Genomic DNA, 19,053 nt, shown 5'->3' with positions numbered 1-19,053 from the left:
TCTCAGCGGTGGGTGTGCGCGCGCTCCGACTCTGACTCGGGTGACGTCGCGGGTGCAGGCTCAGTCCGGTGGTCGGCCATGTCGGCCTCGGTCCAGCACTCGATGTTGCGCAGATCCGGCATGTCAGAGGCGAGGAACAGCGGATCGAGACCCTGTCGCTTCTGCGCCTCATAGTGCTTGAGCAGGCGCACGGCGGTGCCGCCCAGCAGAGTGATCACGACCAGGTTGTACAGCGCGATGATGACCATCGTCACACCGGCGATGGCCCAGGCCAGGTCCACCGGGATGATCGCGCCGAGGAAGACGACGCCGGTGAGTGCCACCGCATAGATCTTGCGGCTCTTCTCGGAGTTCGAGATGAACAGCACGTTCATCTCACCGTAGGAGTAGTTGCCCAGGATCGAGGTGAAGGCCAGCAGCAGGATGATGACCGCCAGCGCGATCGCGCCGAAGGCTCCGAAGTTCGCGGTCAGCGCCGCCTGCGTCAGCTCACCGCCGACGTTGGTCTCAGCCCGGAACGCCTGATCCGGGAAGGTCACCAGGATGATGAACGCAGTGACCGAGCAGATGATCAGCGTGTCCAGGTAGACCCCCAGGGTCTGCACGAGCCCCTGCTTGACCGGGTGTGACACGTCGGCGGTGGCCGCGACGTTGGGGACCGAGCCCATGCCGGCCTCATTGGAGAACATGCCGCGCTGGACGCCGGCGGAGATCATCGCGCCGAGGGCGCCGCCCGCCGCGGAGGTGAAGTTGAACGCCTCGCCGAAGATCATCCCGAACACCGCCGGGATCGCTTCGATGTTGAACGCCACCACGACCAGTCCCAGCAGGATGTAGGTCATCGCCATGATCGGGACGACCCGCTGGGTCACCTGCGCCACTCGGCGCAGTCCGGCTAGGACCACGAGCCCGGTGAGCCCGGTGAGCACCACGGCGAGGATCCAGACCAGGCTGGTGGTGTCATCCATGCCCAGCTCGGTGGCCGCACCGGTCGCGGCGTCGACGATCGTGTTGGACTGCAGCGAGGTGAAGGAGAGCGCGAAGCAGAAGATGAAGATCAACGCGAAGACGATGCCGCCGGAGCGGGTTCCCAGCCCACGCTCGATGTAATAGGCGGGCCCACCCTTGAAGGTGTCGAAGCGGCGGACCTTATAGAGCTGAGCCAGGGTGGACTCCACGAAGGAGGCCGCCGAGGTGAAGATGGCCATCAACCACATCCAGAACACGGCCCCGGGGCCGCCCAGGGCGATCGCACCGGCCACGCCGGCTATGTTGCCGGTGCCCACTCGTGCGGAGGCGGTGATGGTGAAGGTCTGGAAGGCTGACAGCGATCGGGTGCGGCCGTTCTCGTCGCTGGTGGCCTTGTCGGTGATGGCCCGGAACATGTCCGGGATGTGGCGCAGCTGGACCAGCCGGGTGCGGAAGCCGAGGTAGAGGCCCACGAAGACGATCACGGGAATGCCGAGCCACGTCCACGCGGAGTCCTCGATCAGGCTGATCGTAGAGAGAAGATCGTCATTAGTCATAATGGGCTGACTCTACCGCCCACGGCACCCCAAGCCTCCTCCCAGCCTGTGTTCGGATGGTGAGGCAGAATGGGGGAAACTACGGTTTCACAGAAGGTGATCACGATGGACCACGCTCCCGAATCTGCGCTATTCCGCCGCCTGGACGACCACGTCTTCCTCGCCGAGCTGGGAGGCCCCACGCCGCTCAACGTCGGACTGATCCTGGGGGAGGACACCGCCGTCCTCATCGACCCGGGTCCGGCCGAGGGTGACCATGAAGCACTGCTGGCTGCAGTGCGTGAGCTCAGCTCCGCCGAACTGGTCGTGGTCAGCACCCACGGCCACCCCGACCACATCGGGGCCAATGACTTCCTGCGCCGCCACGGCGTGCAGCGCATCCTCGCCCATGCCGACGCCGGGGTGGTGACCGCGACCGACCTGGTCTCCGCGGAGCCGGTGACGCTGCAGCTGGGAGGAGGCGTCGACGTCGTCGTCGAGCATCTGGGCCGGGGCCACACCCAGGGAGACCTGGTGGTCGGCGTCAGCGCCGAGGGCTCCGCCGGGATCATGTTCTGCGGGGACCTGGTCCGGGAGGGCGATGACCCGGAGTTCCATGACTCCTACCCGAAGGAATGGGTCCGCGCGCTCGGCCGGCTGTGGTCCATGGCAGGGGCCTACCGCCGCTTCATCCCCGGTCACGGGCACGAGGTCGACGCCGACTTCGTCGCTTCGATGCGCCGGAGGATGCAGCAGGGCTACAACGTCTCATCCCAGGCCATCCGCGATTCGGTCAACGACGCCACCAAGGCGATCCCGATCGTGCCCTACGGGCCGGGAGAGTCCCGAGAGCTCATCACCCGGCTGCGCGGCCGCTGAGCGACGGGCGCGCAGACCGCGTCGTCGCCGGCTCAGACTCGGTAGAGCTCGGTGAACTCGGGTGGGATCGGGTAGTGCACCGTCTCACCCTTCGGGGAGGGGACGGGGGCGCCGCGCTGGCGCCGGCCGGTCTCCGCGCCGAACAGGTTGATCCCGGCGGCGGCCATCAGGAAGCCCGGGCCGATGGAGAAGAACAGCCCCGCGAACCAGTGCCAGAGGCTGGGATCCTCCCCGGCGAGCGCGATCCCGCTCCAGCCCCCGGAGAAGAGGAAGCACAGCACCGCCACCACGGTCAGGGTCACGCCGAGGAACCAGGCGAGTCCGGCCAGCGGGGCGGTCTCGGGCTCATAGTCCACCACCGCGGTGTTCCATTCGGGGCCGGTGCGCATGACCAGCCAGCCACCGATCAGGGCCCAGACGGCCACCACCAGGTAGGCCGCGATCACGTCGGCCGGGCGGTGCCAGGTCTCGGTGAACGTGTAGGCACCCACCAGTCCGGCGTAGAACGCGGCCAGCACCGCGACGAAGGGACGCTGTCGCGGGGAACTGACCAGGAAGACCGCCACCGCCATCGACGCCGCCAGGGTGGTGTGCCCGGAGGGCAGGGAATTGCCGGTCCAGTAGGGGACGCCGTTGTCGAGGTCGGGGCGGTCGAGCCAGAGGGTCTTGAGCACCTGGGTGGAGAGATTCGCGCCCACCACCGTGGCAGCCGCGATCAGCGCCGCCAGGAAGCGCTGCCGGGCCAGCACGATCACCAGGAAGATCACCGCCGGCAGCGCGATGATCACCGGGCTCAGCCACCACAGGTCGAAGCCGCGCTCGGAGAGCGAGGTCACCCGCTCCGCCGCGGCGTCGAGCATCGCGTATTCCACCCACTGCCCCGAGTTGGAGCGGACGAAGTATTCGTAGACGGCGATGAAGACCGCGCAGCAGAGAAGGATTGAGACGATCCACAGGCCTGTGCGCCGGGCCGGGGGACGAAGTGCGCGGGCAGCTGACATGTCCATCAGTATCGCAGGTCCACCCCTGCCTAGACTGAACGGCATGGATCACCACACCCCGGGCCCCGCAGGCCTGAACGTCAGCTGGCAGCTCCCCGAGGTGGAGGAGATCCTGGCCCAGGCGCATGTGGTCTCGCTGCCGCTGCGCACCCGCTTTCGCGGTCAGACCCGCCGCGAGGCGATGCTCTTCCGCGGACCGGCCGGCTGGGGCGAGTTCGCGCCGTTCCCGGAGTACGGCGCCGGCGAGTCCGCGCAGTGGCTGCGCGCGGGGATCGAAGCGGGCTGGCGGGGGTTCGGGACACCGCTGCGGACCCATATCCCGATCAATGCCACCATGCCGGCAGTCTCCCCGGACCAGGTCGAGTCGGTGCTGACCCGCTTCGGCGCGGTGGAGTCGATCCCGGCGGTGAAGATCAAGGTCGCTGAACCCGGTCAGACCCTCGACGACGACGTCGCCCGGTTCCGCGAGGTGCGCCGGCTCGCCCCCCATGCAGGGCTGCGCGCGGACGCCAACGGCGGCTGGAGCATCGCCGAAGCCGTGCCGGCCCTGGAGCGGCTTGCCGAGGTCTCCGGAGGGCGCTTCGAATACGCCGAACAGCCGGTGGCCGGGGTGGAGCCGCTGGCGGATCTGCGCGAGGCGCTCGCCGCCGCGGGAGTCACCTCTGCGGGGGTGCCGCTGCGGATCGCCGCCGACGAGGCGGTGCGCAAGGCAGAGGACCCGCTGCGAGTGGCCAGGCTCGGCGCGGCGGACCTGATCGTGGTCAAGGTCCCCCCGCTCGGCGGGGTGGAGCGGGCGCTGCAGATCGTGGAGCAGGCCGGCCTCGACGCGGTGGTGTCCTCGGCGCTGGACACCTCGGTGGGCCTGGCCGCAGGCCTCGCGCTGGCCGCCCGGCTGCCCAGCCTGCCCTACGCCTGCGGGCTCGGCACCGCCGCATTGTTCGAGCACGACGTGACCCACGCTCCGCTGATCCCGGTCGCCGGCGTGCTGGCGGTCCCCGGTGCGGTGACGCCGTCGTCGGACCTGCTTCACCGTCACCGGGTCAGTCCCGAGCGGGCGCAGTGGTGGATCGACCGGCTGCGTGCCGCCCACCGGGTGCTCGCCGCGGAGCTTCTAGGATTGAGCACATGACCACACCCCGGCGCCCGTTCCGTGAGTTCGATGACGCCTACGACGTGGAGTCCCTGCGCCTGGCCCGGCGGGTGATCCGCGGGCTCACCATGAGCATGCGGCACATCGTGCTGGCCCCGGGCTCGCGGTCGGCGCCGATGGCGTATGCGCTGCGCGAGGCCGAGGCGCTCGGCGCGATCACCGTGCATGTGCGCATCGATGAGCGTTCCGCGGCGTTCACCGCGCTCGGGATGGCGATGGCGACGAAGTCCCCGGCCGGGGTCGTGACCACCTCCGGCACGGCGGCGGGGAACCTGCTGCCGGCGATGATGGAGGCCGATCTCTCCGGGATCCCGCTGGTGGCGATCACTGCGGACCGGCCCGAGGAGCTGCACGGCACCGGCGCGAACCAGACCACCTGGCAGCAGGGGATGTTCGCCGGTCGGGTGCGAGATGAGATCCACCTCGAACAGGGCGAGGCGCGGCTGGAGCCGGAGTCACGCGATGACATGCTCGCCGCCGAGACCCAGGTGGGGCTGCTGCTGCGCGTCGCGACCGGGTCCGCCCCCGGTCCGGTGCACCTGAACATCGGGTTCCGCGATCCGCTGGTCCCCGCCGCGCCGGGGGAGGGACGCAAGAGCGGAGCCCAGCGCTGGGCCCGGACCCCCTTCCTTCCGCGCAGCCGAGGCACCGACTCCGCCGAGCAGCTGCGCGCGGAGATCATCGGCACCGAGATCCTCAGGTCCGGGAGCTCGGCCACGGGAACACCTGCGGCCGGGGCCCCGGGGGAGCGTGCCGGTGGGACACCTGCTGAGGCCCGTGGTGAGGCAGCCGCCACGCTGAATCCCGCCGCGGCGGAACCCGACTCCCCGGCCGGGGCACGTCCTGAGTCACCGGCCGAGTCGCCGGCCGAGTCACCGGCCGAGTCACCGGCCGAGGCGGCGGCGAGGTTCGAGGCCGGGCTGGGCACCGCGCGCACGGTCTTCGTCATGGGCGCCGATGCCCCGGCCGAGGCGCGCGAGCTGGCCCGGCGGCTCGGGCACCCGCTGCTCGCCGAGCCCAGCAGCGATGCGCGCTGGAGCGATCTGGGGACCATCCAGGGGTACCGGCTGATCCTGCAGGCACCGGAGGGTTCCCCCGCCAGCGTCCTGGCGGGAAGCATCGAACGCGTGGTCGTCGCCGGTCGGCCCACCCTGACCCGTCCGGTCCAGCAGCTGATCAACCGGGACGACGTCGAGGCGGTGCAGTACGCCCCCGGCGGGGAGGCCTGGTTCGATCACCGGCTCGCCCGCCGGCAGCTGTCCGACGTGCTCGCCCTCGCGCAGTTCGCCGCGATGGCCCCTCCAGGCTGGCATGACGCCTGGACCGAGCGCGGACTCGCGGCGCAGCGGCTCATCGACGCCGCACTGACTGAGCAGGAGGCCCTCGCCCAGGGGGAGCTCTCCTCGGTGCGGGTGGCGCAGTACGTGGCTGAGACCGTGAAGACCCCGCTGCTGCTGGGCTCCTCCTCGGTGATCCGCGACGTGGACCTGGCCGCGGTGCTCAACCGCACCGTGCTGGGCGCCCGCGACGATGCCCGCCGGGTCTACGCGATGCGCGGTCTCGCCGGCATCGACGGCAACCTCTCCGCCGCCTCCGGGATCGCACTGGCCCGCAGCACCCGGGTCACCGCTCTGGTCGGGGACCTGACCTTCCTCCACGACGTCAACGCGCTGCTGCTGCCGACCACCGAACGCGAGCCGGACCTGGACATCGTGGTGGTCAACGACTCCGGGGGTGCGATCTTCGATCAGCTCGAGCACGGGGCGGTCGGGCGCCGGGAGGGCCAGGCCGAGGCGGTGGAGCGGTTCTTCGGCACGCCCCAGACCGTGGACATCGAGGCGCTCGCCGATGCCTACGGCCACGAGTACCACTACGCGGAGGATCTCGAGTCCCTCGGCGAGGGACTCTCCGGTCTCGAGGACCGGGTGGGCATCCGGATCATCGAGGTGCGCACCGACAGGACCGTGCTGCGCGACTTCCACGCCAGACTACGCGCCGCCTCCGCCGAGCTCTGAGGACCTCCGCCGACCTCTGGCGACCCGGCGCCGGGTCAGGGCTGGCGCACGCCGAGGGCTCCGAGCATCGGGCGCATCTTGGCCCAGGTCTCGGCGAGCTCCTCCTCGGGGACCGATCCGGCCACGATCCCGCAGCCCGCGAAGAGCCTGATCTGGGTTCCCTGCTCCTCCAGGATCCCGCCGCGCAGCGCAATCCCGAAGTCGGCGTTGCCATAGGCATCGATCCAGCCCACCGGCCCGGAGAAGGCCCCGCGGTCGAGTCCCTCCAGGGTGGAGATCAGCTCGGCGGCGGTGGCCGTGGGGGTGCCGCAGATCGCGGCAGTGGGGTGGGCGCGCTCGGCCACCAGCAGCGCAGGGGTCTGGGCGGTGAGCTGACCGGTCACATCGGTGGAGAGGTGGAAGACGTTGGGCAGCTGGAGCACCGCCGGAGGATCCTGGGCGTGCAGGTGCTGCGCCACCGGGGCCAGCTGGTCCAGCAGCGACTGCGCCGCCAGCCGGTGCTCATCGCGCTGCTTGGGGTCCTCCAGCAGCATGGCGCGGGCCTGTTCCAGTCCGGTGCCGCCGTCCACGGTGCCGGCGAGCACCCGGGCGGAGAGCTCGCGACCGCGGATCTTCACCAGCATCTCCGGGGTCGCCCCCAGCACGTCGCCGGCCAGATAGGTCCAACAGTCGGCATAGTCGGCCGCCAGCGCGGCCAGCACCGGACCGGGAGCCAGCGGGGCATCGGCGGCGACGACGACGTCGCGGGCCAGCACCAGCTTCTCCAGCCGGCGGTGCCCGATCGCCTGGACCCCGGAGCGCACGGCCCGCAGGTAGTGCTGCTCCGAATGGGTGCCCTGGATCAGCGAGGTCGCGGCGGCGGCGTCGAGCCGGTCCGTCTGCCCCGCACTGTGTGAACCGTCGCTGTGTGAACCGACGCTGTGTGACGGGACCAGACTCAGCCGGCGGCCATGAAGCTGCAGGGAATGCCTGGCCAGGAGACCATGGACCCGGCGCAGCGCCGCGTCGTCGTCGTCCTCAGCCTCGAAGCTCTCGTCCAGCGCCGAGGGACGGATCACAGTCGTGATCCACGCCCTGCCCTCGGCGGAGCCGAGGATCAGCTCGGGCAGGATCAGGTGTGAGTCCGCGGCCGAGGCCGAGGAATAGGTGATCGAGGTCAGCGCCACCGGGCCGGCGCCGGGGATCCCGGTCAGCTCCTCCGGCAGCGGGGAGACCTGGGCCAGCGGGGCCAGATGCTGCTCATGCCATTCCGCCAGCTCCGCGAAACGCTCCGCGCCCCGTGTCCTGATGTGCGCAGCGGTGCCCAGACCGATCAGCCCCTCACCGCGCAGCAGCCAGACGCCGCTGGGATCCAGGGCCGGCAGCATGTCCGCCAGCGTGGTTCCCGGGGGCAGATCCACCACCAGCGTGGTGGCGTCGAGGGAACCGGGGAGCGCTGTCATGGCTGGACAAGTCTAGGACATGGCGGCGGGAGCGATCCGCGCATGTGGGAGAATGTCAAGGTGAATCGCCCCAGCACCGGAAGCCGCGCAAGCCTCGCGAAGAAGCCCGAGGACGTCGCCTCGATGTTCGACGAGGTCGCCGACCGTTACGACCTCACCAATGACGTGCTCTCGCTGGGCCAGACCAAGCGCTGGCGCAAGAAGCTCGTCGCCGCGCTCGACGTCACCCCAGGTGAGCGGGTTCTTGACCTCGCCGCTGGCACCGGAAGCTCCACCGAGCCCTTCCACGACGCCGGTGCGACGGCAGTGGCCTGCGACTTCTCCTCCGGCATGCTCCAGGTGGGCAAGCGACGCCGCCCGGACATGACCTTCATCGCCGGAGACGCGATGAACCTGCCCTTCGCCGACGACACCTTCGACGCCGTCACGATCTCCTTCGGACTGCGTAACATCGTGGACCCGCTGGCCGGGCTGCGCGAGATGCTGCGGGTCACCAGACCTGGAGGACGGCTCGCCGTGATGGAGTTCTCCGACCCCACGAACAAGGTCTTCAACACCGTCTACAACGAGTACCTGATGCGGGCGCTGCCGCCGACCGCCCGGGCCGTGTCATCCAACCCGGAGGCCTACGTGTACCTGGCCGAGTCCATCCGGGCCTGGCCCGATCAGGACCATCTGGCCGCCGAGATCTCCGCCGCCGGGTACGCCGCGGTGAAGTACCGGAACCTCAGCGGTGGGATCGTTGCGATTCATCACGCCACCAAGCCCAGCGCCCTCCCCGCATCCTGACTCTGGATAGGCTAGACACCGATGAATGAATCCGCAGCTGATCCCCTGACCGCGAAGCTCCCGGCAGGGTTCGACGTCCTGGCCGACGACGAGACGCTCGCCGCCGAGGTCGCCGAGGCCCTGACCCGGGTCGAGGAGGATCTCCTCGGCTCCCTGGCCAGCGCAGATGAACTGGTGAACGCCTCAGCGCGGTACCTCGCCCAGGCCGGCGGCAAGCGGGTCCGCCCGCTGCTCACGGTGCTGACCTCGATGCTCGGCAACGGTGTCGATGACCGGGTCCGTCGTGCGGCCGCGGTCATGGAGATGACCCATCTGGCCACGCTCTACCACGATGACGTGATGGACTCTGCTCCGGTGCGCCGCGGGGCGCCTGCCGCCCACCAGGTGTGGGGAAACTCCGTGGCGATCCTCACCGGGGACCTGATCCTGGCCCGGGCCTCACGGCTGATGTCCGAGCTCGGGGTGGAGGCCTCGGAGATTCAGGCGCAGACCTTCGAGCGCCTGGTCATGGGGCAGCTCCACGAGACCGTCGGCCCGCAGGCCGGTGAGGACGCCTACGCCCATTACCTGCGCGTGATCGGTGACAAGACCGGTTCGCTCGTCGCCGCCGCCTCTCGGCTCGGGGCGCACTTCGGGGGCTGCTCCGCGCAGACCACCGCGATGCTGCAGAACTACGGCGAGGCGGTCGGCGTGGCCTTCCAGCTCGCCGATGACGTCATCGACCTCACCGCCGATCCCGAGTCATCCGGGAAGACCCCGGGGACCGACCTGCGCGAAGGCGTGGCCACACTCCCGGTGCTGCTGCTGCGCCAGCAGGCCGAGGACGGCTCCTCGCCGCAGAGCCGGCAGGACGCAGCCGCGCTGCTGGCCATGATCGACGCCGACCTCAGCTCGGACGAGGCGCTGGCGCAGGCGGTGGCCGCCGTCGTCGCCCACCCGGTGACCGAGCAGTCCTGGCAGGTGGCGCACAGCTGGGCCGAGCGGGCCAAGCAGGCGATCGTCGAGCTGCCCGAGAGCACCGTGAAGTCCGCGCTGGTCTCCTTCGCCGACGCCGTGGTCGAGCGCGACGGCTGATCCAGCCGCGGGGTTCAGCTGCTGCTGGCCAGCACCTGATCCAACGCCGCGCGCAGCTGGAGCGCCTTCTCGGCGCGGACCGCGACGTCGACCGGGTGTCGGACCTGCCGGTAGAGCATGTCATCGGCGTAGCGGGGAAACACATGCAGGTGGTAGTGCCACACGTGCTGGTTCCCGGCCGGCTCATTGTGCTGGCGCACGGAGGTGCCCTCCGGCTTCCAGGCCAGCTTCATCGCCTTGGAGACCTCGCGGGACATGATCGCGATCTTCGCCAGCAGCGCGTCGTCGAGGTCATAGAGCGTCTCGCGGTGCCGCACCGGGGTGATCATCGCGTGGCCCTCATGCGGACCGAAGCCGTCACAGGCCATGAAGACCATCAGCTCGGGGTCCTGGTAGACCAGATCGCTGAGCTCGCAGCGGTTCGCGGGGTGGTCCACCTCGCCGCGGGCCAGCCCGCAGAACGGGCAGGAGTAGCCCGGCGGGGCGTGAGAGCTCCAGAGCTGCGCCAGATCGGGGGCACTCACGGGTTGTCCTCCTCCTCGAAGGAGAACTCCAGCAGGTCGAAGATGAACTCGCTGACCGTTGCGCCCTCGTCGTTCCACATGCCGGAGTTGCTGCTGCGCCGCACGATCAGCGGATCCGGGACGTCGAGGGTGTCCACGTCGACGCCCCAGGCCCAGCGCTCCTCCTCGTCCTCGAGGAAGAGCAGATGTCCGTCCTCGACGACGAGCTCATCGGGATCGAAGAAGAAGTGATAGGCCTCCATGATCTCCTCGCAGCGGCCCAGCGCGAGGTAGAACTCCTCGAGCACCTGCGGCAGCCGCGGACGCGCCTTGAGATCATCGGGCAGCTCGGAATCGGCGATCATCTGGCGCAGCTCCTCGACGGTGAGACCCTCGGCAGGGGTCCACTTCGCGTCGAGATAGGTGGGCACCAGGGCGCGGAACTTGTCGAGGAACATATCAGCCATGACTTCAGTCTAGAAGACCGGGAACAGAGTCATTCGCCGCCGACGTTCACCCCAATACGGCATACTGTGCTGAGTTAATCAATCAGAAGGAACCCATCCGTGTCCCAGAATTCCTCGCAGCGGCCAGCAGGCCGGGCCATCCGAGTCGCCGTCGTCGGAGCCGGCCCCGCAGGCGTCTATGCCTCCGACATCCTGGCCAAGGCGCAGAAGAAGAGCGACTTTGAGTTCAGCATCGACCTCTACGACCGGTATCCGGCCCCCTTCGGGCTGATCCGCTACGGCGTCGCCCCTGATCATCCGCGGATCAAGGGAATCGTCAAGGCGCTGCACAAGGTGCTGGACCGCGGCGACATCCGGCTGATCGGCAATGTGGAGATCGGCAAGGACCTCACCCTGGAGGACCTGCGCCGGCACTACGACGCCGTGATCTTCGCCACCGGCGCGATCAAGGACGCCGAGCTGAACATCCCCGGCATCGAGCTGCAGGGCAGCTTCGGCGCCGCCGACTTCGTCTCCTGGTACGACGGCCACCCCGACTACCCGCGCGACTGGCCGCTGACCGCCGAGCGCGTGGCAGTGATCGGCAACGGCAACGTCGCCCTGGACGTGGCCCGGGTGCTCTCGAAGCACGCCGAGGACATGCTCACCACCGAGATCCCGGAGAACGTCTACAACGGGCTCAAGAGCTCCCCGGTCACCGACGTCCACGTCTTCGGTCGACGCGGCCCGGCTCAGGTGAAGTTCACCCCGCTGGAGCTGCGCGAGCTCTCCCACAGCCGCGACGTCGACATCGTCCTCTACGAGGAGGACTTCGACTTCGACGTCGGCTCCGACGAGGCGATCAAGACCAACAACCAGGTCAAGACCATGGTCAACACCCTGGGCAACTGGCTGGTGGAGCAGGAGGAGCGCGAGACGGAGGCCTCCCGGAAGCTCCACCTGCACTTCCTGCTGCAGCCGGTGGAGATCCTCGAGGGCACCGACGAAGACGGCCAGGGCACCGGCGCCGTCGCGGGCATCCGCTTCGAGCGCATGGAGCTCGACGGCACGGGCAGTGTGCGCGGCACCGGGGAGTTCCAGGACTTCGACGTCCAGGCGGTCTACCGCGCGGTGGGCTACCTCGGCTCAGTGATCCCCGGGCTGCCCTTTGATGAGCTGCGCGGCGTGCTGATCAACGAAGCCGGACGGGTCAAGGACGACGACGGCGCCCACGTCCCCGGCATCTACGCCACCGGCTGGATCAAGCGCGGCCCGGTCGGGCTGATCGGCCACACCAAGGGTGACGCTCTGGAGACCATCGGCTGCCTGCTCGAGGACCTGCACCACCTGCCCGTGGCGCCTGAGCCGGCCGAGGACGCGGTGATCGAGCTGCTCGAATCCCGCCGGGTGGAGTACACCACCTGGGACGGCTGGCAGAAGCTCGACGCCCACGAGATCTCGCTGGGCGAGTCCTACGGTCCGCTGCCCGACGGCGGCGCCAGGGAACGGGTCAAGGTCGTCGATCGCGAAGACATGATCCGCATCTCCCGCGAGAGCTGAGATCCTGCCGGCGGAGAGCCGCCCCGCGCAAGCGCGCATGAGAATGCCCCCTCGCCGTCGGCGCGGGGGCATTCTCATGCGCGGAACGGCTCAGCTCGGGCTGTGGCCAGCCATCGCTTCGAGCCGGGCGATGCGCTCGGGCATCGGCGGGTGGGTGCTGAAGAGCTTCTTCGCCCGGGCGCCGAAGGGGTTGGCGATCATCATGTGGGCATGCGCGTCGTGCTTGGGGTCTTCCTTGAGCGGGTAGCGCGAGATCCCGCGCTCCAGCTTGTCCAGGGCTGAGGCCAGCGCCAGCGGATCTCCGGTGAGCGCGGCGCCGTCGGCGTCGGCGTCGTACTCCCGGGTGCGGCTGACCGCCATCTGGATCAGGCTCGCCGCCACCGGCATCAGGAACACCGCGACGATCGCACCGACCAGCGCCAGCGGGTTGCCGCCCTGGTTGTTGCCGCGGCCACCGCCGAAGAGCAGGAAGAACTGGCTGATCGTGGTGAGGAACCCGGCGACTGCCGCGGCCACCGAGGAGATCAGGATGTCGCGGTTGTACACGTGCATGAGCTCATGTCCGGTGACCCCGCGCAGCTCGCGCTCGTTGAGCAGGTTCAGGATGCCCTCAGTGAAACAGACGACGCCGTTCTCCGGGTTGCGTCCTGTCGCGAAGGCGTTCGGAGTGGGGGCCGGCGCGATGAAGATCCGCGGTGCAGGCTGCTGGGCGCGCTGCGCGAGGTCTTCGACCATCTGGTAGAGCTGAGGCGCCTGCTCCCGGGTCACCGGGTAGGCCTTCATCGCCTTCAGTGCGATCTTGTCTGAGTTCCAGTAGGAGTAGGCCACGGAGACCAGGCCGATCAGCCCGAAGACGAAGATCATTCCGGGGGTCTGGGTGGCATAGGCGATCACGGCGCCGACGAGCAGGAGCATCGCGAAGAGGAACGCGAGCAGACCAGCTGTGCGCAGCCGTCCGTGGTGCTGGTGCATTGACGCTCCTAGGAGGGATCAGGGGTGGAGATGGCCCGCTTGTGACCAACAACATCCTACGCTCGCCAGGTTTCGGCTGATCGTTCACCTGCAGTTCACCTTCCCGTGTGACGCTCGTCGGGCACGCGGTGCACAGTGTTCTACGGCCCTTCATCCGGCAGTGATATCAACCCCTGTGATCCACCTCGCACAACATGCGAGGACCGGATCCGGGATGTGCCAGCGCCAACACTCAAGCAGGGCTCACCAATGCTCGTGTTCCAAGAGGAGATTGCATGTCCGCACCGTCGATGGAGGCCCCGCAGCGGGTCGCCGGCACTGTAGACGAAGCACCCGCCAAGCGACCCTTCAGCCCCTTCGAACGGTTCGGCCTCTCGGGGCGAACGCTCGACGTGGTGAACTGGGTCTCCGTGGCCCTCGCCATCTACGTGCTGATCACTGCGGTCAACGTGATCGGCACCGGATTCGGCATCGCCACCGGGGATCAGGCCGAGAGCCTCTTCGCCTTCGCGACCAACCCGATCATCGGGCTGATGATCGGCATCGCCGCGACCGCACTGACCCAGTCCTCCTCGACCACCACCTCGGTGACGGTGGGCCTGGTCGCCGGCGGGCTGCCGCTGGGGGTCGCGATCCCGATCATGCTCGGCGCCAACATCGGCACCACCTTGACCAACACCCTGGTCAGCCTCGGCATGGTGCGCGAACAGGAGTCCTTCCGACGCGGCTTCGCCGCCGCCACCGTGCATGACTTCTTCAACCTCATCGCCGTGCTGATCTTCCTGCCGCTGGAGATGATGTTCAGCCTGCTCGAGCGTCTCTCCACCTTCTCCGCCGGTCTGGCCGTTGGGACCGACGGAGGCCCTGTCGCCTACGTGCTGGCAGGTGTCGGCTCCACCATCAAGGCCGGCACGAAGCCGCTGGCGAACCTGATCGAGGACTCGCTGAGCTTCATCCCGGGCAGCTGGCACGGGGTGGCCATGGTCGTCGTCGCGATCGTGCTGATCCTGCTGGTGATCAACTTCATCGGCAAGCTGCTCAAGGTGCTGCTGGTCGGCAAGGCCAAGCAGGTGCTGCATTCCACCATCGGTCGCGGACCCGTCGCCGGCATCGGCTCCGGTGCGGTCGTCACCGTGATGGTGCAGTCCTCCTCGACCTCCACCGCGCTGATCGTGCCGCTGGCCGGCTCGGGTGCCTTCACGCTCAAGCAGCTCTACCCCTTCACCCTGGGGGCCAACATCGGCACCACCGTCACGGCCCTGATCGCGGCCTTCGCCTTCGACGGCCCCGCAGGTGAGATCGCGCTGACCGCGGCACTGGCCCACCTGTTCTTCAACGTGCTGGCCACCCTGATCATCTTCTGCACCCCCTGGCTGCGGGACCTCCCGCCGCGCGGCGCCACCTGGCTGGCGGATCTGGCCGCCGAGAAGAAGGTCTGGGCCTTCGCCTGGGTGCTGGGCGTGTTCGTCGTCATCCCGCTGGTGCTGATCGGTCTGAGCATCATCTTCTGATCCCCTCACACACCAATAAACCCCGCCAGTTGAGGTTTCCGGTGGATACGTATCCACCGGAGAACTCAATCAGCGGGGTTTTTTGGTGTGTGGGGTGAGGGTCAGCGCATGTTGACGAACTGCAGGTCGGCGTCGTCGAAGTTCTTCAGCATCGCGATGACCTCCTGCAGGTCGTCGCGGGACTTCGAGGTCACGCGCAGCTCGTCACCCTGGATGGTGGCCTTGACGGTCTTCGGGCCCTCATCGCGGATGAGCTTCGTGATCTTCTTCGCGGTGGGCTGGTCGATGCCCTCCTTGATGGTGCCCTCGATCCGGAACTCCTTGCCGGAGGCGTAGGGCTCTCCGGAGTCGAAGGACTTCAGTGAGATGCCGCGCTTGACCAGCTTCGAGCCGAAGACGTCCTCCACGGCCTTGGCCCGCTCCTCGGAGTTCGCCTTGATCAGGAGCTTCTCCCCGGAGTAGTCGATCTCTGCACCGGTGCCCTTGAAGTCATAGCGCTGAGCGATCTCCTTCTGGGCCTGGTTCAGCGCATTGGCGACCTCCTGCTTGTCCACCTTCGAGACGACGTCGAACGTTGAGTCCTTAGCCACGTGTACCTCCTGATCGGCATGGATATGTGCCGCTGAGTCTAATCGTGATGGACCGCCGAGCGGGTGTGGACTGTTCCGACGGTGACTCAGCTCCTGCCGCGGAGGAAGAGCGCATCTGGGCCTGGGCCGCGGTGCCGCTCCGGCAGGACAGCGCCTCTTCTGCGGTCGCACACTATGAAGAACGACTCGAGGTTCGGCTCTGAAAACAGATCCCGGAGTCTTGAGTCAAGCGACGTTCCTCAGACGAAGGTGGAGTTCAGGCCATCCTCGGTGGCGTGGAGCACTAGCTGGGCCAGACCATCGAGCAGCTCCTTGTCCTCGGGCAGCTGGGCGCAGGAGATGCGCAGCAGCCCGGTGGGCTGCTCGGTCATGTGTGAGCTGGTTCCGACGTCGGTGACGACCCCCTGGGCGCTGAGCGTGAGCGCTGCGGTGCGCTCATCGGGGACCTGCACCCAGATCGCCCAGCTTGCCGGGCCCGCGTGGGCGGTGAGCCCGACGTCGGTGAAGGCCTCGAGCGCCATCCTGCGGCGATTCGCGTAGCGCGTCCTGGCGCTGTTGATCCGGCGACCGGCAGCTGGATCGCGCAGCAGGAAGGCGAGCGTGTGCTGCAGGATGCGGCTGTTCGAGCTGACTCCGCCCGAGCGCTCGGCGATCGCCCCGGCGATGAGCCGCTTGGGGCCGGACATGACCGCAGTGCGAAGGTCCATGCCGTAGGCGCGTTCGAAGCCGATGACACGCAGGGTGCGCTCGGGCAGGAGGGCGTCCAACGAATGGGTGAAGGGGTCCATCTCAGCCAGCGGGCCCAGCGGGTCCTCTTCGATGATGACGGTCTCAGGTGAGGATTCCAGCACTGCCGCTAGCTCCTGGGTGCGGTCAGTGCTGAGGATGTGACGCGGAGAGAATGCGCCGCCGGGGCTGTGCACGAACGCGACGGCACCGGCGTCGAGTGCCTTCTTCAGCGCCTCGGGGACCGGGCCGTGTTCATCCACCGGGACCCCCATGGTGCGCAGGCCGAGGCTCTTGGGCACGGAGAGGTAGCCGGGGGAGGCGGGTTCCTCCACCGCGATCAGGTCACCGCTGCTGGTCACGGACCTGGTCCCGAGCCAGAGGCCTTCGGTGGCGGAGGAGACGGCGGCGAAGCTGCGTGCCCGGGGGCCCTCGGCCGGGTGTCCGAGCTTCTTCTCCACCGCGCGCTGCAGCTCAGGCAGGATGTGCTCCCGGCTCCAGCTGTGCAGCTGCGGCTGCTTGAGGCTGCGCACCATGCCCTCCTCCAAGGAGGGCAGAAGCCGCTGATCCGGGCTGCAGTGCAGCAGGTCGACTCCGGACCAGCTCCGAAAGCTCGGCCCGCCGACGTCGCCGGGTTCCACGATCCGGGTCCCGCCGCGGCGGCGAGTTTCCACCAGGTTGGACTCCCGCAGCAGGCTCCAGGCCTGGGCGATGGTGCCGACGCTGACGCCGATCTCCGTGGCAAGGTCGCGGACGGTGGGCAGACGCATCCCTCCGCTGAGCGTCCCGGCGCTGATCAGCTCCCGCACCTGTTCAGCGATGCCGCTGGGGCTGCGTTCACTCAGGTGTCGAGCCAGTGTCTCGGCCTCGATATCGGCCACGGTGCTCCTTGATGCTGGGTGCTGGGTACGGACCTGCACCAGTGCGGATGATCAGAACGGGGCCACCACGCACGCGTGGATGGTGGAGTCAACCCTACTCCCTGTGATGCAGTCGGATTCGAAAATTTCCAGTGTTGTCGCTAAAGTAATGGGGTGCCTCTTACGGGGCGTCGAAATCTGCTTCGGGAGGTTTCGTGTGGTTGCACGGCAGATTACCCGAGCGGCCAAAGGGGGCTGACTGTAAATCAGCTGGCATCGCCTACGGGGGTTCGAATCCCTCATCTGCCACCACATAGTTCAAGGGCGGTTCGGATCACAAGATCCGGACCGTCCTTCTTCGTCGGTCCTGCTCAGGTTCCGCTGGGCGCTTAAGTGGCCCCGCGTCACCAGGGGAGAGGCCGACAAGGCGCCGCTGCTCGCGTAGGGTGGCGAGGCATGGCTACCACTGATCTGACCACGACAGACTTTCAGCAGACCCTTGAGGACAGCGACATCCTGCTCGTCGACTTCTGGGCCGACTGGTGCGGTCCCTGCAAGCAGTTCGCCCCGGTGTACTCCCAGGTCTCCGAGCAGCACCCCGATGTCACCTTCGCCAAGGTCGACACCGAGGCCGAGCGTGAGCTCGCCGCCGCAGCGAACATCACCTCGATCCCGACCCTGATGGCCTTCCGCGAGAAGGTCCTGGTCTTCTCCCAGCCTGGCGCGCTGAATGCCGAGCAGCTCACCGAGGTCATCACCGCGGTGAAGGACCTGGACATGACCGAGGTGCACAAGCAGATCGCCGAGGACCAGGCCGAGCAGGACCCGAAGCCGCAGGCCTGATCTCTCCAGGCCTCAGCGATCCCGGTGATCCGCCGGGGTCAGCTTCGGACCATATATCTGATCCCTGAAGCCCGAGAGCTTCAGCAGTCGAATGACGCGCTGTCGGTGCGGCGCATAGGGCGCCAGCAGGCGGAGCATGCCTGCGTCGTCCGTGCGGGCACCGGTCATCGCGGCCCCGACGAAGTTGCTCAGGTGATAGTCCCCGACGGAGGGAAGATCCGCCGCCCCGTGGGAGCGCTGCAGCGCCTCGGCGACCGTCCACTCCCCGATCCCGGGAATCGAGCGCAGCCGCAGACCCAGATCGGCCACTGACTCCGTCTCCACGCCGGTGTTCGCGCTGAGCTGGTGAATCGTCCTGGCGCGTTCAGCGACCAGCTGGATGGTCCTGGACAGGGCCGGCTGGACCCAGAGCTGATGCCACTCCCAGGAGGGGATCCGCCGAAGCTGCGCTCCGGTCAGCGGCAGCCGCATCCAGGGCGGGGTCGGCACCAGGACCGAGGTCGGGGGGTGCTCCCCATGGCGGCGCAGCAGCTGCCTCCACCCGTGGCGCGCCTGATCATGGGTGACCTTCTGCTCGAAGGTCGCCGTCACCAGCTGGTCGAAGAGCCCACCGGTGGCGGGCAGGCGCACGCCCGGATGCCGCCGGCGCACCCGGACCAGGGCGGCGGAGAGCTGATCTCCGAGGGCATCGAGCAGCAGCTCGGTCTCCTGCCAGCTGTCCTGGATCCCGAGGATCTGTGCGCCCCGCCGCGCGGCGAGATCGGTCACCACCGCAGAGTCGATGCCCGGACCGGCTGCGGCGGCCCGTACCTGAACGGTGGAGGCGCTGCGCTGGTCGAAGCGCAGGGTCGCCGCTCCGAGCTGCACCCCGGATCGGTCATAGATCCGCTGACACATCCACGCACCCGCGCCAGGAGTCCCGCGCGGGCCGCCGGTCATCGCTGCTGCGCCGGGATCGAGCCGGATGCTCGGGTCAGAGGCTCCGCGCTGCAGCACCGACAGCGTCCGGGGAAGGTCCACCGGCCCGCCGAGGTCCAGGAGCACCTCGTCCTGGTGCGCCGCCGGGGTCGCTGCCGTGGTCATGGTTCCACTGTGGCACAAGGCTGGGACATCGGCATCGCCGCCCTGCTCCCCGATAAGCCGTCCCGCGATCCTTTCCCGGCGCAGGTCAGCGTGGCGAAGTTTCG

The 19,053-nt window shown here is 68.5% G+C and carries 17 protein-coding genes and 1 tRNA gene; 9 read left to right on the top strand and 9 right to left on the bottom strand.

The genetic code is table 11. The features are described 5' to 3' along the window. Positions 1 to 2: 2 nt before the first annotated feature. Positions 3 to 1,526, bottom strand: coding sequence for an alanine/glycine:cation symporter family protein (locus LSI54_RS04980; RefSeq protein ID WP_241470599.1), 1,524 nt, complete (start codon positions 1,524 to 1,526; stop codon positions 3 to 5). Positions 1,527 to 1,631: 105 nt separating this feature from the next. Here LSI54_RS04980 and LSI54_RS04975 point away from each other — a divergent pair, with 105 nt between their 5' ends. Next, positions 1,632 to 2,384: an MBL fold metallo-hydrolase gene (locus tag LSI54_RS04975; protein WP_241465450.1), complete on the top strand. Its 753-nt coding sequence runs from the start codon at positions 1,632 to 1,634 to the stop codon at positions 2,382 to 2,384. Positions 2,385 to 2,416: 32 nt separating this feature from the next. Here the strand turns inward: LSI54_RS04975 and LSI54_RS04970 are convergent, their stop codons facing one another. Then, complete coding sequence (locus LSI54_RS04970; protein ID WP_241476078.1) at positions 2,417 to 3,385, bottom strand: phosphatase PAP2 family protein; 969 nt, start codon at positions 3,383 to 3,385, stop codon at positions 2,417 to 2,419. 43 nt (positions 3,386 to 3,428) lie between these two features. On the opposite strand from LSI54_RS04970, the gene LSI54_RS04965 reads away from it, so the two are divergent. Together LSI54_RS04965 and menD are read left to right on the top strand one after the other, a co-directional pair. After that, entirely contained in the window at positions 3,429 to 4,514 is a 1,086-nt protein-coding gene (locus tag LSI54_RS04965; RefSeq protein WP_241477866.1) for an o-succinylbenzoate synthase, read from the top strand. Next, positions 4,511 to 6,550: a 2-succinyl-5-enolpyruvyl-6-hydroxy-3-cyclohexene-1-carboxylate synthase gene (gene menD, locus LSI54_RS04960; RefSeq protein WP_241477865.1), complete on the top strand. Its 2,040-nt coding sequence runs from the start codon at positions 4,511 to 4,513 to the stop codon at positions 6,548 to 6,550. Before LSI54_RS04965 ends, menD begins: the two co-directional genes overlap by 4 nt. A gap of 35 nt (positions 6,551 to 6,585) precedes the next feature. Here menD and LSI54_RS04955 read toward each other — a convergent pair whose 3' ends face one another. Then, the gene (locus LSI54_RS04955; protein WP_241477864.1) at positions 6,586 to 7,992 is read right to left on the bottom strand and encodes an isochorismate synthase; all 1,407 of its coding nucleotides are present in this window, start codon (positions 7,990 to 7,992) and stop codon (positions 6,586 to 6,588) included. A 60-nt stretch (positions 7,993 to 8,052) separates the two neighbouring features. On the opposite strand from LSI54_RS04955, the gene LSI54_RS04950 reads away from it, so the two are divergent. After that, entirely contained in the window at positions 8,053 to 8,781 is a 729-nt protein-coding gene (locus tag LSI54_RS04950) for a demethylmenaquinone methyltransferase (protein WP_342357729.1), read from the top strand. A 21-nt stretch (positions 8,782 to 8,802) separates the two neighbouring features. After that, the gene (locus tag LSI54_RS04945) at positions 8,803 to 9,855 is read left to right on the top strand and encodes a polyprenyl synthetase family protein (protein ID WP_241465445.1); all 1,053 of its coding nucleotides are present in this window, start codon (positions 8,803 to 8,805) and stop codon (positions 9,853 to 9,855) included. A gap of 14 nt (positions 9,856 to 9,869) precedes the next feature. On the opposite strand, the gene LSI54_RS04940 is transcribed toward LSI54_RS04945, so the two are convergent. Both LSI54_RS04940 and LSI54_RS04935 read right to left on the bottom strand, forming a co-directional pair. Next, complete coding sequence (locus LSI54_RS04940; protein WP_241465444.1) at positions 9,870 to 10,379, bottom strand: HIT family protein; 510 nt, start codon at positions 10,377 to 10,379, stop codon at positions 9,870 to 9,872. Further along, positions 10,376 to 10,825 (bottom strand): hypothetical protein, encoded by a 450-nt coding sequence (locus LSI54_RS04935; RefSeq protein ID WP_241465443.1) that lies wholly within the window; start codon positions 10,823 to 10,825, stop codon positions 10,376 to 10,378. The genes LSI54_RS04940 and LSI54_RS04935 overlap by 4 nt, the downstream gene beginning before the upstream one ends. A gap of 99 nt (positions 10,826 to 10,924) precedes the next feature. On the opposite strand from LSI54_RS04935, the gene LSI54_RS04930 reads away from it, so the two are divergent. Further along, positions 10,925 to 12,364 carry an FAD-dependent oxidoreductase gene (locus LSI54_RS04930; protein ID WP_241477863.1) on the top strand — a complete coding sequence of 480 codons (1,440 nt, stop codon included), beginning with the start codon at positions 10,925 to 10,927 and terminating at the stop codon, positions 12,362 to 12,364. Between the two features lie 90 nt (positions 12,365 to 12,454). Here the strand turns inward: LSI54_RS04930 and LSI54_RS04925 are convergent, their stop codons facing one another. Next, complete coding sequence (locus tag LSI54_RS04925) at positions 12,455 to 13,336, bottom strand: M48 family metalloprotease (protein ID WP_241470596.1); 882 nt, start codon at positions 13,334 to 13,336, stop codon at positions 12,455 to 12,457. A gap of 275 nt (positions 13,337 to 13,611) precedes the next feature. Here LSI54_RS04925 and LSI54_RS04920 point away from each other — a divergent pair, with 275 nt between their 5' ends. Next, positions 13,612 to 14,847: a Na/Pi symporter gene (locus LSI54_RS04920; protein ID WP_241465440.1), complete on the top strand. Its 1,236-nt coding sequence runs from the start codon at positions 13,612 to 13,614 to the stop codon at positions 14,845 to 14,847. Positions 14,848 to 14,948: 101 nt separating this feature from the next. Here the strand turns inward: LSI54_RS04920 and LSI54_RS04915 are convergent, their stop codons facing one another. Beyond that, complete coding sequence (locus LSI54_RS04915) at positions 14,949 to 15,437, bottom strand: YajQ family cyclic di-GMP-binding protein (protein WP_241465439.1); 489 nt, start codon at positions 15,435 to 15,437, stop codon at positions 14,949 to 14,951. Positions 15,438 to 15,676: 239 nt separating this feature from the next. After that, entirely contained in the window at positions 15,677 to 17,044 is a 1,368-nt protein-coding gene (locus tag LSI54_RS04910; protein WP_241476073.1) for a GntR family transcriptional regulator, read from the bottom strand. 206 nt (positions 17,045 to 17,250) lie between these two features. Between LSI54_RS04910 and LSI54_RS04905 the strand changes: the two genes are divergently transcribed. Both LSI54_RS04905 and trxA read left to right on the top strand, forming a co-directional pair. Continuing rightward, positions 17,251 to 17,335 (top strand) — tRNA-Tyr (locus tag LSI54_RS04905). A 144-nt stretch (positions 17,336 to 17,479) separates the two neighbouring features. Then, positions 17,480 to 17,866, top strand: coding sequence for a thioredoxin (gene trxA / locus LSI54_RS04900; protein ID WP_241465437.1), 387 nt, complete (start codon positions 17,480 to 17,482; stop codon positions 17,864 to 17,866). Between the two features lie 12 nt (positions 17,867 to 17,878). Here the strand turns inward: trxA and LSI54_RS04895 are convergent, their stop codons facing one another. Then, positions 17,879 to 18,949, bottom strand: coding sequence for a DNA-3-methyladenine glycosylase family protein (locus LSI54_RS04895; RefSeq protein WP_241477862.1), 1,071 nt, complete (start codon positions 18,947 to 18,949; stop codon positions 17,879 to 17,881). Between the last annotated feature and the right edge of the window lie 104 nt (positions 18,950 to 19,053).

It is taken from the genome of Nesterenkonia sp. AY15 (assembly GCF_022565855.1).
Taxonomy (GTDB): Bacteria; Actinomycetota; Actinomycetes; order Actinomycetales; family Micrococcaceae; genus Nesterenkonia.
The sequence above is the reverse complement of the archived record's forward strand: the minus strand, read 5'-3'. Positions and strand labels throughout refer to the sequence as shown.

What these genes read in the sequence shown, in the direction of transcription:
- LSI54_RS04970 (WP_241476078.1), bottom strand. Translation starts at nt 3,385, where the DNA reads ATGTCAGCTGCCCGCGCACTTCGTCCCCCGGCCCGGCGCACAGGCCTG.
- LSI54_RS04965 (WP_241477866.1), top strand. Translation starts at nt 3,429, where the DNA reads ATGGATCACCACACCCCGGGCCCCGCAGGCCTGAACGTCAGCTGGCAG.
- LSI54_RS04895 (WP_241477862.1), bottom strand. Translation starts at nt 18,949, where the DNA reads ATGACCACGGCAGCGACCCCGGCGGCGCACCAGGACGAGGTGCTCCTG.
- menD (WP_241477865.1), top strand. Translation starts at nt 4,511, where the DNA reads ATGACCACACCCCGGCGCCCGTTCCGTGAGTTCGATGACGCCTACGAC.
- LSI54_RS04980 (WP_241470599.1), bottom strand. Translation starts at nt 1,526, where the DNA reads ATGACTAATGACGATCTTCTCTCTACGATCAGCCTGATCGAGGACTCC.
- LSI54_RS04920 (WP_241465440.1), top strand. Translation starts at nt 13,612, where the DNA reads ATGTCCGCACCGTCGATGGAGGCCCCGCAGCGGGTCGCCGGCACTGTA.
- LSI54_RS04935 (WP_241465443.1), bottom strand. Translation starts at nt 10,825, where the DNA reads ATGGCTGATATGTTCCTCGACAAGTTCCGCGCCCTGGTGCCCACCTAT.
- LSI54_RS04975 (WP_241465450.1), top strand. Translation starts at nt 1,632, where the DNA reads ATGGACCACGCTCCCGAATCTGCGCTATTCCGCCGCCTGGACGACCAC.
- LSI54_RS04955 (WP_241477864.1), bottom strand. Translation starts at nt 7,992, where the DNA reads ATGACAGCGCTCCCCGGTTCCCTCGACGCCACCACGCTGGTGGTGGAT.
- LSI54_RS04925 (WP_241470596.1), bottom strand. Translation starts at nt 13,336, where the DNA reads ATGCACCAGCACCACGGACGGCTGCGCACAGCTGGTCTGCTCGCGTTC.
- trxA (WP_241465437.1), top strand. Translation starts at nt 17,480, where the DNA reads ATGGCTACCACTGATCTGACCACGACAGACTTTCAGCAGACCCTTGAG.
- LSI54_RS04945 (WP_241465445.1), top strand. Translation starts at nt 8,803, where the DNA reads ATGAATGAATCCGCAGCTGATCCCCTGACCGCGAAGCTCCCGGCAGGG.